15 protein-coding genes are annotated in these 15,008 nt (G+C 73.0%); 10 read left to right on the forward strand and 5 right to left on the reverse strand.

The window, feature by feature from the left end; genetic code table 11:
- Nucleotides 1–20 precede the first annotated feature (20 nt).
- From OVA28_RS18255 to OVA28_RS18265, 3 genes are all read left to right on the forward strand, one after another.
- The gene (locus OVA28_RS18255; RefSeq protein WP_268097994.1) at nt 21–614 is read left to right on the forward strand and encodes a TetR/AcrR family transcriptional regulator; all 594 of its coding nucleotides are present in this window, start codon (nt 21–23) and stop codon (nt 612–614) included.
- A 65-nt stretch (nt 615–679) separates the two neighbouring features.
- Nucleotides 680–1,909, forward strand: a complete 1,230-nt coding sequence (locus OVA28_RS18260) for an acyltransferase family protein (protein WP_268097995.1) — start codon at nt 680–682, stop codon at nt 1,907–1,909.
- Nucleotides 1,906–3,081: an FAD-dependent oxidoreductase gene (locus tag OVA28_RS18265; protein WP_268097996.1), complete on the forward strand. Its 1,176-nt coding sequence runs from the start codon at nt 1,906–1,908 to the stop codon at nt 3,079–3,081. Before OVA28_RS18260 ends, OVA28_RS18265 begins: the two co-directional genes overlap by 4 nt.
- Before the next feature lie 6 nt (nt 3,082–3,087).
- Here the strand turns inward: OVA28_RS18265 and OVA28_RS18270 are convergent, their stop codons facing one another.
- The gene (locus tag OVA28_RS18270) at nt 3,088–3,942 is read right to left on the reverse strand and encodes a UbiA family prenyltransferase (protein ID WP_268097997.1); all 855 of its coding nucleotides are present in this window, start codon (nt 3,940–3,942) and stop codon (nt 3,088–3,090) included.
- Nucleotides 3,943–4,024: 82 nt separating this feature from the next.
- Here OVA28_RS18270 and OVA28_RS18275 point away from each other — a divergent pair, with 82 nt between their 5' ends.
- A complete protein-coding gene (locus OVA28_RS18275) occupies nt 4,025–4,897 on the forward strand; it encodes an alpha/beta fold hydrolase (RefSeq protein ID WP_268097998.1) in 873 nt (290 codons plus the stop codon).
- Nucleotides 4,890–5,462 carry a TetR/AcrR family transcriptional regulator gene (locus OVA28_RS18280; protein WP_268097999.1) on the forward strand — a complete coding sequence of 191 codons (573 nt, stop codon included), beginning with the start codon at nt 4,890–4,892 and terminating at the stop codon, nt 5,460–5,462. Before OVA28_RS18275 ends, OVA28_RS18280 begins: the two co-directional genes overlap by 8 nt.
- A 30-nt stretch (nt 5,463–5,492) precedes the next feature.
- Here the strand turns inward: OVA28_RS18280 and OVA28_RS18285 are convergent, their stop codons facing one another.
- The gene (locus OVA28_RS18285) at nt 5,493–6,062 is read right to left on the reverse strand and encodes a TetR/AcrR family transcriptional regulator (RefSeq protein ID WP_268098000.1); all 570 of its coding nucleotides are present in this window, start codon (nt 6,060–6,062) and stop codon (nt 5,493–5,495) included.
- Nucleotides 6,063–6,169: 107 nt separating this feature from the next.
- Here OVA28_RS18285 and OVA28_RS18290 point away from each other — a divergent pair, with 107 nt between their 5' ends.
- Complete coding sequence (locus OVA28_RS18290) at nt 6,170–6,598, forward strand: ester cyclase (protein ID WP_268098001.1); 429 nt, start codon at nt 6,170–6,172, stop codon at nt 6,596–6,598.
- A 283-nt stretch (nt 6,599–6,881) separates the two neighbouring features.
- Nucleotides 6,882–7,067: a hypothetical protein gene (locus OVA28_RS18295; protein WP_268098002.1), complete on the forward strand. Its 186-nt coding sequence runs from the start codon at nt 6,882–6,884 to the stop codon at nt 7,065–7,067.
- 113 nt (nt 7,068–7,180) lie between these two features.
- Here the strand turns inward: OVA28_RS18295 and OVA28_RS18300 are convergent, their stop codons facing one another.
- Nucleotides 7,181–11,053 (reverse strand): TIM-barrel domain-containing protein, encoded by a 3,873-nt coding sequence (locus tag OVA28_RS18300; RefSeq protein ID WP_268098003.1) that lies wholly within the window; start codon nt 11,051–11,053, stop codon nt 7,181–7,183.
- 189 nt (nt 11,054–11,242) lie between these two features.
- Nucleotides 11,243–11,632 (reverse strand): DUF6578 domain-containing protein, encoded by a 390-nt coding sequence (locus tag OVA28_RS18305; protein WP_268098004.1) that lies wholly within the window; start codon nt 11,630–11,632, stop codon nt 11,243–11,245.
- Between the two features lie 116 nt (nt 11,633–11,748).
- Here OVA28_RS18305 and OVA28_RS18310 point away from each other — a divergent pair, with 116 nt between their 5' ends.
- The 3 genes from OVA28_RS18310 to OVA28_RS18320 all read left to right on the forward strand — a co-directional run bounded on the left by OVA28_RS18310 (nt 11,749) and on the right by OVA28_RS18320 (nt 13,744).
- Nucleotides 11,749–12,288, forward strand: coding sequence for a hypothetical protein (locus tag OVA28_RS18310; RefSeq protein WP_268098005.1), 540 nt, complete (start codon nt 11,749–11,751; stop codon nt 12,286–12,288).
- Complete coding sequence (locus tag OVA28_RS18315) at nt 12,285–13,115, forward strand: zeta toxin family protein (RefSeq protein ID WP_268098006.1); 831 nt, start codon at nt 12,285–12,287, stop codon at nt 13,113–13,115. Before OVA28_RS18310 ends, OVA28_RS18315 begins: the two co-directional genes overlap by 4 nt.
- A 167-nt stretch (nt 13,116–13,282) precedes the next feature.
- A complete protein-coding gene (locus tag OVA28_RS18320) occupies nt 13,283–13,744 on the forward strand; it encodes a DUF4383 domain-containing protein (RefSeq protein WP_194661607.1) in 462 nt (153 codons plus the stop codon).
- Nucleotides 13,745–14,018: 274 nt separating this feature from the next.
- Here the strand turns inward: OVA28_RS18320 and OVA28_RS18325 are convergent, their stop codons facing one another.
- Complete coding sequence (locus OVA28_RS18325) at nt 14,019–14,981, reverse strand: DMT family transporter (RefSeq protein WP_268098007.1); 963 nt, start codon at nt 14,979–14,981, stop codon at nt 14,019–14,021.
- Nucleotides 14,982–15,008 lie beyond the last annotated feature (27 nt).

A 15,008-nucleotide genomic window follows, 5' to 3' on the forward strand; every position in this document is an offset into this window, starting at 1 on the left:
GTCATCAGTAGACTCTCCCCATGGCACGTTGGCAACCCGGCACCCGCGAGCGCCTGCAGAGCGTGTCCCTGCACCTCTTCGCGGAGCAGGGGTTCGAGCGCACCACCGTCGCTGAGATCGCCGCCGCTGCCGAGGTCACGGAACGCACGTTCTTCCGGCACTTCGACGACAAGCGCGAGGTCCTGTTCGCCGGACAGGAGGACTTCGTCGCGATGTTCCTCGACCCGATCGTGGCCGCTCCGGACGGCACCCCCACGCTCGAGCTCGTCAGCCGGGCACTCGAGGGCACGGCCGCCCTCTTCACCGACGAGCGCCGTGCCTGGTCGCGGATGCGCCAGCCGATCATCGAGGCCGAACCGTCCCTCCGCGAGCGCGAACTCGGCAAGCTGGCGACGCTCACGGTCCGCATCGGCGAGGCACTCCGGGAGCGTGGCATCGGGGAACCCGGGGCCACGCTCGCAGCCGAGATGACCGTCACGGTGTTCCACCTGTCGTTCCAGCAGTGGATCGCACCGGGCGAGGACCGCTCCCTGCAGGCCCTCACCCGGGAACGCCTCGACGCCCTGACGGCCCTCGTGGCACCGTCGCCGAACGGACGTACAGGTCGATCTTGAGGTCGCTCTTGGGCTGACGGAGCATCCTGGCAGGTCAGGAACCCGACCCCTGACGAGGAGGCGACGTGTCGACGAGCACGCTCGCGCAAGCCACGACCGCCGGCACGACCGCAAGCACAGCGACACCCGCGCCCGCCAGCACAGCGACCAAGACCGCAGCGACCGCAGCCGCCGGCCCCCTCGCGCACCGCGCCACCGCGCTCGACGGACTCCGCACCGTCGCGATCCTCATCGTCATGCTCTACCACCTGCACGTGGCCGGCTTCGAGGGCGGCTTCATCGGCGTCCAGGTCTTCTTCGTGCTCTCCGGCTTCCTCATCACGTCACTGCTCCTCGGCGAACAGCGACGCACCGGCCGGATCCGCCTCGGCAGCTTCTGGCTGAAGCGCCTGCTCCGCCTGTACCCGGCCCTCCTGGTGATGGTCGCCGCGGGCATCGCGCTGTGGTCGTGGGTCGGCGACTACAAGGGCGCCTCGTTCTCCGCCGGCGAAGCCGCCCTCATCGCCCTGACCTACACCGGCAACCTCTTCCGCTCGTTCTGGGACACCACCCAGGGCGTCTTCGGTCACACGTGGAGCCTGTCGATGGAGGAGCAGTTCTACCTCGTCTGGCCACCCGTGCTGGTGCTGCTGTTCGCGGTCCGGGCCCACCGTCGAGCGCTCACCGTCGGCCTCGGCGTCGTGGTCGTCGGCGCGTCCGTCGCCTCGTGGGCGAGCTACCGCACCCCGGGTGGCGGAGCGACGCCGGACGTCTACTTCTCCCCCGTGCTCGGCCTGGTCCCGCTGGCGACGGGCTGCCTGCTCGCGCTGCTCCTCGACGACGAGCGGGTGCGGACGTGGGCGGCCGGGGTCGCCGGGCACGTGGGCACCTGGGTCGGTCTCGGGCTCCTGGTGGCCGTACAGGTCGCGATCGGCGACGACTGGGGCCGGCACGCCTGGACGTTCGGCCTGCTGCTCCCCGCCACCGGTGTCGTCTCCGCGCTGCTGATCGGCGGTCTGGTCTCCGTGCGGACGCCGGTGTCCGTGGCGCTCTCGTGGCGCCCGGTGGCCTGGTTCGGTCGCCGCGTCTCGTACGCCGCGTACCTCTGGCACCCACTGGTCATCGCCCTGCTCGGCACCGTGGTGTCCGGCATCGCCGGTGCGTCCGCCTGGATCTGGCTGCTCGGCACCGCGATCCTGGTCGCCGTCGGTGCGGCCTACGCCGTCGAGGTCCCGATCGAACGGCTCCGCCGCCGCTTCCGGGAGGCTCGGCGCCTGCTGGCAGCGGAGCGCGCAGCCGCGCAGGTGGCCGAGTGACCCAGGACGTGGCCGGGTCGTCCACGGACGTCCTCGTGGTGGGCGGCGGCCCGGTCGGGGTGTTCCTCGCGGCGCTGCTCGCGCAGTCGGGGCTCGACGTGCAGGTGTGGGAGCGGCGGGACACCACCCCGTGGGGCTCTCGGGCGATCGGCATCCACGCACCCTCCCTCGACGCCTTCGCCGCGATCGGCGCCGACGTGCCGGTCCTCGCCGAGGCCACGCTCGTGCGCCACGGCATCGCCCGCAGTCGCGGCCGGACCCTCGGCACGCTGTCGTTCGCGCGGGCGTCGGACACGCACCCGTACGTCGCCACCCTCGACCAGCACCGGACCGAGGGCATCCTGCGGGACCGGCTCGCGGCCTGGTCGCCGGACGCCCTCCGGACGGGCACGAGCGTCACCGCGCTGCACCGTCACCGGGACCACGTCGACGTCGAGGGCACCGGCCCCGACGGCGCACCGATCGCGCTGCGAGCCGGGTTCGTCGTCGGTGCGGACGGCGCCCGCAGCACCGTGCGGGACCTGCTCGGGATCGACACCGTCGGCCGCGACTACCCCGACCGCTACGTGATGGGCGACTTCGCCGACCCCGAGCCCGTGTCCGCCCGCTCGACGGCGCTGGTCGACGTCGGACCCGATGGCGTCGTGGAGTCGTTCCCGCTGCCCGACGACCGCCGTCGCTACGTCGCGCTCGTCGGCCGCGGGACCCCCGCCGACGACGAGGTGGACGCGGGCACGCTCGCCCGGACCGTCCGCGAGCGCACGGGAGCCGCGGTCGACGCCGACACCTGCTCGATGCTCAGCGGCTTCCGGGTCCGTCGCCGCGAGGCCCTCCGCGTGGGGATCGGCCGCGTCGTCCTCATCGGCGACGCCGCGCACGAGATCAGCCCGATCGGCGGGCAGGGCATGAACCTCGGCTGGCTCGACGCCGCCGACCTCGCTCCCCTGCTGACGGACGGTGTCCGCACGGGCAGCGCCGGCCCGTGGCCCGGCTACGCCCGCCGCCGACAGGCGGTCGCCCGGCGGGCCGCGCGTCAGTCCGAGGCCAACATGGCCGTCGGTGGCCGTGCCGAGGGGCCGGCCGTGCTGGCTCGTGAGGCGCTGTTGCGGACGGCCTTGGGCCTCCCGACCGCCGACCTGCTGGCGCGCCTGTACGCGATGCGGTGGGCCTGAAGCCCCTCAGGCGACGAGCCGCGCCCCGGCGAGTCCCAGCTCGACGACGAGCACCAGCGACGACACGATGACCAGCCGGAACAGCACGCGGGTCGGTGGACCGGTGAGCACGAGACGGACGCCGACGACGGCGAGCACGACGACCACGACCGTGCCGGCGACCGCGAGCACGACGCCGAGGCCACGCACCGGGTCGTCCCCGCCGAGCTGACCGACGAGGACGAGTCCGGCGGCGACCACGAGCGACGCGAACGCGACCACGCCCGCGGCGTGCAGGCCGAGCCGGTGCGGGAAGCCGCGCACACCCGTCGCCTCGTCGTCGACCAGGTCGGGCAGGACGTTCGTGCAGTGGATCGCGACGCCGAACACCGCGCCGGTCGCGATCGCCCATGCGGCGGGGAGCTGCGCGTCGGCACCGGCGGACACGGCGACCACCGGCAGCATCCCGAACGCGACGACGAACGGCGCCACGGACCAGACCGAGCGCTTCAGGCCGGCGTCGTAGGCCCACCCGGCGGCCACCAGCACCAGGTGCGCGACGGCGGCGACCGGTCCGAGGAACAGGGAGAGGACGACGGCGATGCCGGCGGTGACGACGGCGGCGTCCCGGACCGTCTCCTTGCGGATGAGACCGCGGGCGACCGGCTTGTCCGAGCGGCCGACGGCCCGGTCGCGGTCAGCGTCGATCCAGTCGTTCGCCAGGCCGATCGACAGCTGCCCGGCGACCACCGTCAGCGCGACCAGCACCACGAGCCACACCGGGTGGCCGACCGCGGCGGCGATGACCGCGGCGAGCACCGTGACCGTGACCGTGGGCCCGGGGTGCGACGAGGCGAAGAGCAGGCGCGCCGGTGACGTCATCGGGCCAGCCTACGGACGAGGTGTTGACATCGCTGGCTAATGGTCGTAGCTTTTGGCTACACCCATTAGCCAGGAGGCCGACATGCTCGAACACATCAGCACCGACGACGGGACCATCGCGGTGGACGTCACCGGTGCCGGCCCGCTCGTGGTCCTCGCGCACGGCATGGGCGACAGCCGCCACGCGTACCGGTTCGTCGTCCCACAGCTCGTCGCCGCCGGCTACCGGGTCGCGAACGTCGACGTCCGCGGCTGCGGCGACTCGAGCGCCACGTGGCCGTCGTACCAGCGCACGGACATCGCCCGCGACCTCGTCGCCGTCGTCCGCCACCTCGGCGGGCCGGCCGTCGTCGTCGGGCAGTCCATCAGCGGCGGTGCCGCCACCATCGCCGCAGCGACCGCTCCCGACGTGGTCGTCGGCATCGTCGAGCTCGCCCCGTTCACCCGGAAGCAGGGCGTCGACCTCGTCGGGCTCCTGCGCAACAAGCACCACCGCGCCGGCACCCTGCAGCTCGCGAAGGTCATGACGACCGGCAGCCTGGCCGGCTGGATGGCCTACCTCGACGTCGCCGTCCCGACGAAGCCCGTCGACTGGACCCAGGAGCGCGACCGCATCGAGACCACCCTGCAGCAGCCGGAGCGCATGGCCGCACTCCGCGCCATGACCAAGACCTCCCCCGCCGACGCCGGCGCCCACCTGGCCGACGTACGCTGCCCCGTGCTCGTCGTCGAGGGCAGCGCCGACCCCGACTGGGCGGACCCCCGCGCCGAGGGCCTCCGGGTCATCGGTGACCTGACCGAGGGCCTCGGCGAGCTCGCGGTCATCGACGGTGCCGGGCACTACCCCCACACCGAGACGCCCGACCAGGTGGTGGCCCTGCTGCTGCCGTTCCTCCGCCGGACCGTGGGTGCCGGCACCGCGGACACCACGGGCACCACGGGTCCCCGTGCCTAGGGCCGGCCTCGACCCGGCGACCGTCACCGAAGCCGCCGCGATGCTCGCCGACGAGATCGGTCTCGCGCAGCTCAGCATGAGCGTCGTCGCCGAACGCCTCGGCGTGCGGTCCCCCTCGCTCTACAAGCACGTCGACGGACTGCCCGACCTGACCCGCCGGGTCGCGGTCCTCGCGGCGAACGAGCTCGGCGACGAACTCCGCGAGGCCATGCAGGGTCTCGCGGGCGTGGACGCCCTCGGGGCAGCCGCGCAGACCGTCCGACAGTACGTGCAGCGGCACCCGGGCCGGTACGCCGCGACCGTCGGCACACGTCCGACCGGACCCGAGGACCCGCTGGCCACCGCACTCGAGCGCAGCCTCGCGTCCTTCGCGGCCGCTCTCCGCGGGTACCGCCTCGACCCGGCCGACGAGGTGCACGCGATCCGCATGCTCCGGAGCGTGCTGCACGGGTTCGCCACGATCGAGGCCTCGGATGGCTTCCGCATGGGCACCGACGTCGACACGAGCTTCGCGTGGATGATCGACTTCGTCGACCGGGGACTGCGCGCGTCCACGGAACGCTGACCGGCGGCGGACGACCTCGGTGCGCCCGGGTCAGCCGGCCAGGAGCGCAGCCACCGCCTCGACGCGGGCCCGTCGGTGCGCCGGCCGCAGCCGACCCCCGCGGTCGAGCAGGACCAGTCCGTGCAGGGCCGCCCACAGCACCTCGGCGAGGACGTCGGGGTCGCGGTCACCGGCGATCGCAGTCGTCGCCGCCCGGAGCTCGGCGTACCCGTCGGTCAGCTCGGGCGGCGTCTCCTCGGCACCGAAGTGCAGGCCGGTGGCGCGGATGAACATGGCGTCGTAGAGCGACGGGTTCGCCACGGCCCAGTCGACGTACGCGTGCGCGACGACGGCCACGGCTCCTGCACCCGCAGCTCCCGCCCGGGCCTGGTGCAGGGCCGCCGCGAGCTCGGCGAAGCCCTCGAGTGCCACGGCCTCGACCAGGGCGTCCAGGGACGCGAAGTGCTTGTAGATGACCGGCTGGCTGTACTCGATCTCGGTCGCCAGGCGGCGGGTGGTGACCGTGTCCCAGCCCTCCTGAGCCGCCAGTGCCCGAGCGGACGCGACGATCAGGTCGCGCTGCGCTGTGCGTTCGCGCTGTCGCCGGTCCGTGGATGCCATGCCGCGATGCTAGCAGTAACACGTGTCGCTAGCACCGCTATTGACGCGACGTCGGAGCAGGGTTAGCGTTGCTACTACTTAGCACCGCTAACCTAGAAGGAACCGTCATGACCACCAACGAAGCACTCGCCGAGACGTACCTGACCATGCTCAACACGCACGACCCGGAACTCGTCGACACCTTCGTCGCCGAGGGCTACCGCAACCACAACGTCGTCGTCCCCGACGGCCGCGCCGCGAACCGCACGTTCTGGGCGGCGTTCTTCCACGGCCTGCCCGACGTCACGGTCACGATGGAGGACCTCGTCGTCGCCGGTGACCGCGTGGTCGGCCGCTTCGTGTACCGCGGCACCCACACCGGCGACCTGCTCGGCATCCCGGCGACGGGACGCCCCGTCGAGATGCGGAGCATCGACATCTGGCGCGTCGAGGACGGCCTGTTCGTGGAGCACTGGGACGAGCTCAACCTGATGGAGGTCTTCCAGCAGGTCGGCGCCCTCCCGGCACTCGGCGGGGACCAGGAGTCCCGCGCATGACCGTCCTCGTCCAGGTCGCCGCACTGCTCGCGGTCATGGGCACCGGGGTCGTCTACGGCACCGACGTCTTCTGCGCGATCGCCCAGCGCCCGGCCCTCGCCCGGGTCAGCGACGCCGCCCTCACCGCGGTGATGGGCAACCTGCACCGCTACGCCGACGTCCGGATGCGCGTGCCCGGCGTCGTCGGACTCCTCTTCGCCCTCGTCGCGACCGTGCTCGCCGCCCTGGCGGGTCATGCGGCCGCCGCCGTCCTCGCGGGTGGCGCGTTCGTCCTGCTCGTGGCGTGGATGGTCGTCTACTCCGGATCAGCGCCCTGGTCAACGCGCGGCTCACCGCAGCGGCCGACGCCCACGAGACCCCCGCGGACGCCCGCGCGCTGCAGGAGCGGTGGGACCGGGTCATCGTGCTGCGGGCGACCCTGCAGGGTGTCGCCCTGCTCGCACTCGGCGTCGCGCTCGTCACCCTCTGACCCGGGGGCCGCCTGGTGCGAGCTTGCCCACTCCGTGCGACGTCCTGACATCGCACGGAGTGGGCAACCTCGCACCGGGCCTCACAGGCGACGGGCGCCGGAGGCGGGCAGCCTCAGCCGCGCGACCGTCCCCGACGGAGCCGCCGCGTCAGCAGCAGGCCTCCGGCAGCCAGCAGCGCCGCGGCGAGCAGCCCCATCGGCACCAGGTCCGCGCCGGTGAACGCGAGCGCCCCACCCGGACGCTCGGCCCCCGTCCCGGACCCGGCGTGTGCCGGACCGGAACCGGCGCCGTCCGCGGCACCACCGCCTCCAGGACCGGGCGCCCCCGCACCCGAGGTGGGTCCGGCACCGGGAGTACCGCTCGCCGGGGCCGTCGGAGCAGGACCAGCCGCCGTCACCGTGAAGGCGGCGCGGGCCACGACGGCACCGTCCACCGATGCCGTCACCCCCACCCGCCCGGAGGCCGTGGTCGCCACCGGCAGGTCGGCCGAGAACGCGCCGTCCGCGTCGGACCGCACGGTCACGCCACCGACGTCGGGCTGCGTCGCGAGCACCACGTCGCTCGAGGCGGGGAACCCGCCGCCCGTGACGGTCTGCGTCGCGCCGGCCTTGACCCGCGGGTCGGCTACCTGCAGCGTCGGGGTCACCGCGGCCGCGGTGGAGAACCGCACGACCGTGCGCTTGGTCACGGACCGCTCGTCGACCGGCACCGTCAGGGTGCGCGCGTCGGCGTCGTAGGTCCAGCCGGTCTGCGGGACGGCACGACCGTCGACGGTGACCGTGGTCGGACGGTCGGTGTCGGTGAAGGTCGCGGTCCAGCTGCGGTCCCGCACCTGGCCGGCGAAGGAGCCGTCGGCCGGCGCGATGGCGAGCTGTCCGCCAGCGGTCTGCTGCGTGTACCGCACCGCGGTGGAGGCACTGCCCGCCGCCGCCCGGCTCGTCGCGTCCGCCGTCGTGGTGACGTCCGCGGCCGCGCTCGCACCGGTCCCGGCGGTCGCGGTGTCCTCGCCGGCGTCCTCGTGCAGCGCGAAGGCGCCGTTCGCCCCGGTCGCGACCCGGAGGGTCACGGCGTCGAGCGGACCGGAGCCGTCGTTCGCGACGTGGTGCGATCGGGTCGGGACGATCCCGCCGCTCTTCACGAACACCGGCATCGCGTCGAGTCCGGTCGTCACCTGCGCGGTCGTGCCGCCCTGGTGGGTCTCCCCCGTGAACCAGTCGGTCCAGGAGCTGCCGGCCGGGAACCACACCGAACGGGTGGCCTTCCCCGAGGAGTCGTTCGCGGTCGTGACCGGGGCGACGAGGACGTCCGGCCCGTACAGGTACTCCGAGCCGGCCATGGCGTACGACTGCTGCGCCTCGGGGTACTGCAGGTAGAGCGGCTGCAGGATCGGGGTGCCGGTCGCGGTCGCCTGGGCGGCGAGCGTGTACGTCAGCGGGAGCAGGTCCTCGCGGAGGTCGAGGAACTGCTTCGCGGAGGCGTTCGCCGCAGCCGGGTACTGCCACGGGAGCCGGTCGCTGTGGTTGCTGTGCAGGCGGTCGATCGGCTGGAAGGTCCCGAGCTGCACCCAGCGGGCGTAGAGGTCCTCGGGCAGCTGGGTCGTCCCCGGCTCGGCGCCGGTGATCCCGTACTGGGCACCGTTGTGGCCGCCGATGTCGTGGCTGATCGACGCGAGGCCGGTCGCCGCGGACTCACCGGGTGTGTAGCCGACCTCGGCGAGCAGCATGTCCCACGACGACGTGGTGTCGCCGGTGAAGTGCACGGTGGTGCGCTTGTCCGCCCAGGGGCCGGTCGGCACGGGCTGCGGGTTGCCGTAGCCGCCCGCGGTCAGCGACCCGTACGCCCGCGAGAACGCGAGTCCGCGGCCACCGAGGGCCTCGTTGGTGGCCTTCGCGTACTGCTGGTTGATGAAGGCGTCGGGGGTGACGCCGTTGGCCGAGTACTTCGAGACCTCACTGCAGCACCAGTCGAGCCACCACATGTCGACGCCCTTCGGCTGCATCGCCGTGTGCAGGTCGAAGTAGGCCTTGAGCTGGTCGGGGTCGGACCAGTCGAACAGCCAGCGGTCGCCATCGCCCTTGGTCAGCTTGCCCTTCGCCGTGGCCTGCGCCTGGGCGAACCGGGGGTCACTGCCCGAGATCGACGGGTGGATGTTGAGCGTGTTGTGGATGCCCTCGGCGTGCCAGTCGGCGAGCAGGCTCGTCATGTCCGGGATCCGGGCCGGGTCGACCGACCAGCCGTCCCACTTGCTGTCGCCCTCGTTCGTCGGGCTGCCGACCTTGTAGTCCGTGTCGATCGCCATCACGTCGACGGGGACCTGCTCGTCCTTGAACTGCTTCGCGATCGCGAGGTAGTCCGCCTGCGAGCGGTCGTAGTACTCGGAGTACCAGACGCCGTACGCCCAGCGGGGCAGCAGCTTCGTCGGGCCGGTCAGCACTGCGAGCTCCTGCAGGGCGTGGCGGTAGTCCGTGCCGTAGCCGAAGACGTAGCCGTCCTGGTACTGCTTCCCGCCGTGGTCGCTCGCAGGCGTGACGGTGTCCGTCGCCTGGTCGTACCCGGCCGACGCGCTGTCGTCCAGGAGCGACCACCCGTCCTGGTAGAGCAGGCCCGGGTTCGTCTTCACCGACCCGTTGGCGGTGTCGAGGTCGCGACGGTAGCCGCCGAGCGGGGCGTGCGCGGCGAGGACCGGCGACGCGGAGTCGACCGCGGCGACGGTGTCGAAGTTGACGTTGCAGTTCGCCGCGACGGTCGGGCAGCCGAGCACGACGTCGTTCGCGCCGGCGGCGAGGTGCACCGGCACCTGCACGGTGTTCCAGTAGTCCCAGCCGCTCGTCGGCGGCAGGGTCGCCGTCGCCGTGGCCTGTCCGGCCGGGGCCGCGGTCAGGGTCGGTGTGGCGGTGCCGCCGTTGGCGTAGCGGACCTGCAGCGTGTAGTCGCCGGCGGCCGGCACACCGGTGACGTGGGTGGTCATCGCGGCGCCCGCACGCTCGAACCCGGCGACGAAGCCGTCACCGGCGAAGCCGTTGTGGTTCGTCGCCGCGGTGGCGGGGGCGGTGAGCGTGGTGTCCTCGGCCTGACAGACCGCGCCGAACGCGCAGTCCTGCCCGGCGACGGTCGTGGTCGGAGCCGGGTACGCGGCACCCGTCGTCACGAGGGCGAGGCTGTCGACGTTGACCTGGCCGGAGTCACCCGCGGCGCGCTCGATGCGCACCGTGTGGGTGCCGGCGGGCAGGTCGACCGCCGTGGCGGCCGTGGTCCTCCAGTCGTCCCAGTCCGCACCGGGAGCCAGGCTGATCGTCCTCGGGGCACCGCCGTCCACCGTGACGCTCAGCGTGCGGGTGGCGACCTTGCCGTCGCCCCCCTGCGAGTTCGCGTAGCGGAGGGCCAGGTCGTACGAACCGGCCGTCGCAGCGGTCGTCGTGAAGGTCATGGCGTTGCCGACCGACTCGAAGCCCGCGGCGAACCCGGCACCGGTGAAGCCGGCGTGGTCCGTCGCGAGCGACAGCCCCGTGAGCCCGAGCGTCTCGGCCTCGCACAACGACCCGATCGCGCAGGACGGGGTCGGCGTGGACACCCACGGCGTCCCGGCGACCCGCTGCCCGGACGGCAGGGTCAGGGTGGTCTGCAGGGTGTCCTGCGTGAACGCCCCCGACCCCTCCTTGTAGCGGACGATCATCGACCCGGTGTCGAGCGTCAGCCAGCCGTCCCGCTCGGTCTTCGTGAAGGTCGTCGGCGCGAAGTCGTCGCGACCGATGACGTTGAAGGTGCTGCCGTCGGTGAACCGACTGTCCCCGGCGTACTCGGTGCGGATCAGCGTCGGGGAGAGCACCTCGAAGCGGGCCTGGCCGGACTGGACGGTGCGAGCGGCGGCGGTGTCGGCCGTGGCCGGGAGCGCGGCGAGGCCGAGCAGGCCCAGCACGGTCGTGCCCACGACGGCAGCGGCGACGGCGCGCTGCCGCCCCCGGGATCGGACGGAGAAGGGACGCAACAGGGAACTCCTCGTGGACGACGTCGTCCATCGGGCCGGGGTCGGCCGGGTGTGCGGAGTGTCCTGATCGACGCTCCGTTTACAACGCTGTAAACCATAGGACCCTTTCCGCTTCCAGGGAAGAGCCCATGCGTCCTCGATGAGCCCGATGCGCCCTCCGGACCAACAGACGTCCCGCCGACGGAGCGATCACTCCACGCGGACGACGAACCCGACCAGCACGTCCGGCTGGGTGGGACGGTCCCAGAGAGAGGTCACCGCCTGCACCACCGCGGTCCCGGGGACGGGAACGAGGCCGGGGTCCGCCGGGTCATCCGACGCGACGAAGGCGACCGTGACCTGCTCGATGCCGGACACCCGGCCCTGCACCCGGTGCCAGGACGGGTCCTCCGGCGCTCGGGTCGCGTCCGCGTAGGTGTCGCGGGTCCACGGGATCGCCCGGTCGACGAACAGCCGCGACACCCAGGACCCGTCCATGGTCACGGTGTCCCAGTCGACCTGCTCGCCGAGCGACACCTCGAAGTGGTCCTCGTCGACCTGCCAGGAGTCGAGCCACACGTCGACGCCGTCACCGCCCATGCCCCGATCCTACGGAGACGCTCGACGACGAGACGATCGGGGCTCACCGGCGGACGATCGCAGGCGCTCGCCGGCGGTACGATCGGCATCGCGGGAACGGAGTGACGATGACGGACATGGACCCTCGGCACCGGGCCGGACGCCGGCCGCGGCACGACCTCGAGTCGCTCGTGGACGCCCTGGCCGCGCGGATGGACGGTGACACCGCGTCGGTGCGCGCCGCCGTCCTCAGCGTCCTGCACAGCCGCGAACAGCAGCACCTCGCCGAGATGGAGCTCCGTCGCGGCATCTTCGACCTCGCCGACCTCGGGGTCTCCCAGCGGGACATCGCCCGGCTCGCCGGCATCTCGCAGCCCGAGGTCTCCCGCCGCCTGACCCGGCGAGCGCTCACGGCGTCGCGGCCGTCCCTGCGCGAGGTCATCTCCCAGCGCCAGGCAGGCCTGATCGACTCCGACACGATGGTGCGCGAGCTCTCGACGATGGCGATGACCCACCGGACACCGGCGCGTGACTCCGGCTACGACAGCGCCGCGGCCCAGACCGGCACCGCGAAGGAGCTCGCCGCCGCGTTCCAGGACGGCCTGATCAGCGAGGGCGAGTACGAGACGGTCCGCCGGGCGATCGCCGGGCGCCAGGGCCGGGTCCGCCGCCCGTGACCGACGCCGACACGAACGACCGTCCGCTCCGCGACCGCACCGCCGACCAGCTCGCCGCGTTCCTGCGGCAGGCCTGTCTCGACGACCCCTGGTCGGACGACCCCGCGGCGAGCAGCCGACTGCGGTACGCCCCGGACGGCTTCCTCTACACGGCCGAGCGCCTGCGCCTGCACGAGGAGCTGCTCGCCGCGCACGCCGACCGGACGCCGGCCCCGAGCGACGACGGCACCCTGGCGGTCGTCGTCACCGCCGGTCCGCCCGGCGCCGGCAAGTCGACGGCCCTGGCGCGGATGCCGGAGCTCGACGCCTACCGCCACGTCGACGCCGACGACTTCAAGGACGCCCTGCTCGAACGTGCCGCGGCGGACGGGCTGCTCGACGGGTGGACCGGCCAGGTGCTCGTCGACGGCCGCCCCGTGCAGCCACGTGAGCTGGCGGGCTTCGTGCACGCCGAGTCGACGGCCGTCGCGGACACCCTGCGCCGTCGGTCCCTGCGCGACGGCGAGAACGTCGTCGTGCACGGCACCCTGTCGAGCGTCGACTACCTCGACGACCTGTTGTCCGAGCTCGACGACGCCGGCTACGACCGCCTGAAGATCGTCGACGTGGAGGTCCCCTTCGACGCCGCGCTCGAACAGGCCACCGAGCGCTGGTGGAAGGTGCGCGACCTCGGGTCCGACCCCCTCGGCGGGCGCTTCGTGCCGGAGTCTGCGATCCGCCGGTACTACCCGGACGGCTCGGGATCGCTCTGCCGGTCGAACGCGTCCGAGCTCGAGCGCCGCGCCTCGGACCTCGGCTGGCACGTCACGGTCGGGCGGATCGGCTGACCGGCGGAGCGGCTGACCGCCGGAGCGGCTGACGGCCAGGCCGCCTGACCGCCGGACCGGCCCGCCGCTGCGACGGAGGCACCCCCGAACTGGGGCGAACCCGGCCCGGACCGTCCGCCTACGGTGAAGGCCGCGCGGGCACCCGCGCCCCGACGAGAGGTCCGATCGTGACCAGCAACGCAGCATCTCCCCGCACCACCGCCGGCTCGACCTGGACGCAGCGCGGCGCACTGCTCTTCGGTGTCGTCTTCCTCATCGTCGGCATCGCCGGGTTCATCCCCGGCCTGACCATGGACATGGGCACGATGTCCTTCGCCGGCCACGGGTCGATGGCCCTGCTGCTCGGCCTGTTCCAGGTGTCGATCCTGCACAACATCGTGCACCTGCTCTTCGGCATCGTCGGGCTCGTCGCGTCCCGCACCGCCAGCGGCTCGCGCCTCTACCTGCTCGTCGGCGGCATCGTCTACGCCGTGCTGTTCGTCTTCGGCCTGTTCACCGCCGGCATGACGAGCGGCGCGAACTTCGTGCCGCTGAACAGCGCCGACAACGTGCTGCACGCGTTCCTCGCCGTCGCGATGATCGTCCTCGGCATCGTCCTGCCCCGGCTCGGGACGACCCGCACCCGCTGACCCCGGGCAGCGAACGGAAGGGCACGTCGATCCGTCGACGTGCCCTTCCGCGTTCCCGCCAGCGAGTGTCCCCGGCGTCCGGAGTCCGCAGTCCGCCGTCCGCCACTTCAGCGCCCGCGAACGGTCACGACACCCCGTCGGCGGTTCGGCGAACGGGCGGTGACCGTCGGATCCGGGGCCGCCAGCCGACGACCAGCGACCGCTCGGCGAAGGTGAGCGGGGTGTCGTGACCGTTGGGCACGCGGGGTGGAGGCTCCGGCCGGCGCCCCCGCCGTCAAGCGCCGCGTGCGGTGTCCCGGGCCTCGTCCGGAACCACGACAGGACGCTCAGCCGCCCCGTCGGGGACGGCCGCGCGGCGCCGCCGTCCGAGCACCCCCGACGCCAGCGCGATCCCCACCAGGATCACGACGCCCCCGACCGGCTCGTTCCACCGCACCCGCTCCCCCAACACGAGCACGCCGAGCACCACCCCGACCACCGGCGTCAGGTATGTCACCGTGGACGCGCGCGCAGCGCCCCAGGCCTGCACGAGTCCGGTGTTCCACATGTAGGCCAGCCCCGTGCCGAGGCAACCGAGTGCGAGCATCGCAGCCACGATCCTCCAGTCCAGGTGCATCGCGCCGGTCGCCGTGACGGGCGCGACCACGAGCAGCAGCGCCGCGCCCAGCGTCAGCTGGACCGTCGTCAGCGTGACCGAGTCATGGCCGCTGCCCGCGACGAACCGGCGCATGTAGGCCAGGCCGAACCCGTAGCAGGCGGTCATGCCGAGCAGCGCGAGCTGGCCGGGCACCGTGGCGAGCACGGCCGGGTCACCGATGAGGCCCCACGGCCCGACGAGGACCAGCACCCCGAGGATCCCCACCAGCACGCCGACGAGCTGCCGACCGCGCAGCCGTTCGGCCGGCAGCAGCAGGGGCAGCGCGAGCAGCACCATGATCGGCGTCGTCGCGTTGTAGATGCTCGCCAGGCCGCTCGGCACGCTCTGCTCCGCCCACGCCACCAGGCTCGACGGCACCGCGTTCAGGAACACCGCGAGCACGAGCAGGTGCCCCCACAGCGCCAGCGACCGCGGCCACTTCCGCCGCGTCACGACCATGATCACCAGGAGCGTCAGCGCCCCGAGCAGCACGCGTCCGAGCGCGACCTGCTGCGGCGAGAGGCCCTCGAGCCCGATCTTCATGAAGAGGAAGCTCGAGCCCCAGGTGAGTGCGACCAGGACGAACAGGAAGGCGTTCATGCCGCTAGTGTCGAGCCACTGCTCGGC

The sequence above is a fragment of the Curtobacterium sp. SL109 genome, from assembly GCF_026672405.1.
GTDB lineage: Bacteria > Actinomycetota > Actinomycetes > Actinomycetales > Microbacteriaceae > Curtobacterium.

Excerpts from the sequence above, each read along its gene's own strand:
- OVA28_RS18310 (WP_268098005.1), top strand. The coding sequence starts at position 11,749 with ATGGACCCTCGGCACCGGGCCGGACGCCGGCCGCGGCACGACCTCGAG.
- OVA28_RS18305 (WP_268098004.1), bottom strand. The coding sequence starts at position 11,632 with ATGGGCGGTGACGGCGTCGACGTGTGGCTCGACTCCTGGCAGGTCGAC.
- OVA28_RS18290 (WP_268098001.1), top strand. The coding sequence starts at position 6,170 with ATGACCACCAACGAAGCACTCGCCGAGACGTACCTGACCATGCTCAAC.
- OVA28_RS18275 (WP_268097998.1), top strand. The coding sequence starts at position 4,025 with ATGCTCGAACACATCAGCACCGACGACGGGACCATCGCGGTGGACGTC.
- OVA28_RS18270 (WP_268097997.1), bottom strand. The coding sequence starts at position 3,942 with ATGACGTCACCGGCGCGCCTGCTCTTCGCCTCGTCGCACCCCGGGCCC.
- OVA28_RS18285 (WP_268098000.1), bottom strand. The coding sequence starts at position 6,062 with ATGGCATCCACGGACCGGCGACAGCGCGAACGCACAGCGCAGCGCGAC.
- OVA28_RS18325 (WP_268098007.1), bottom strand. The coding sequence starts at position 14,981 with ATGAACGCCTTCCTGTTCGTCCTGGTCGCACTCACCTGGGGCTCGAGC.
- OVA28_RS18255 (WP_268097994.1), top strand. The coding sequence starts at position 21 with ATGGCACGTTGGCAACCCGGCACCCGCGAGCGCCTGCAGAGCGTGTCC.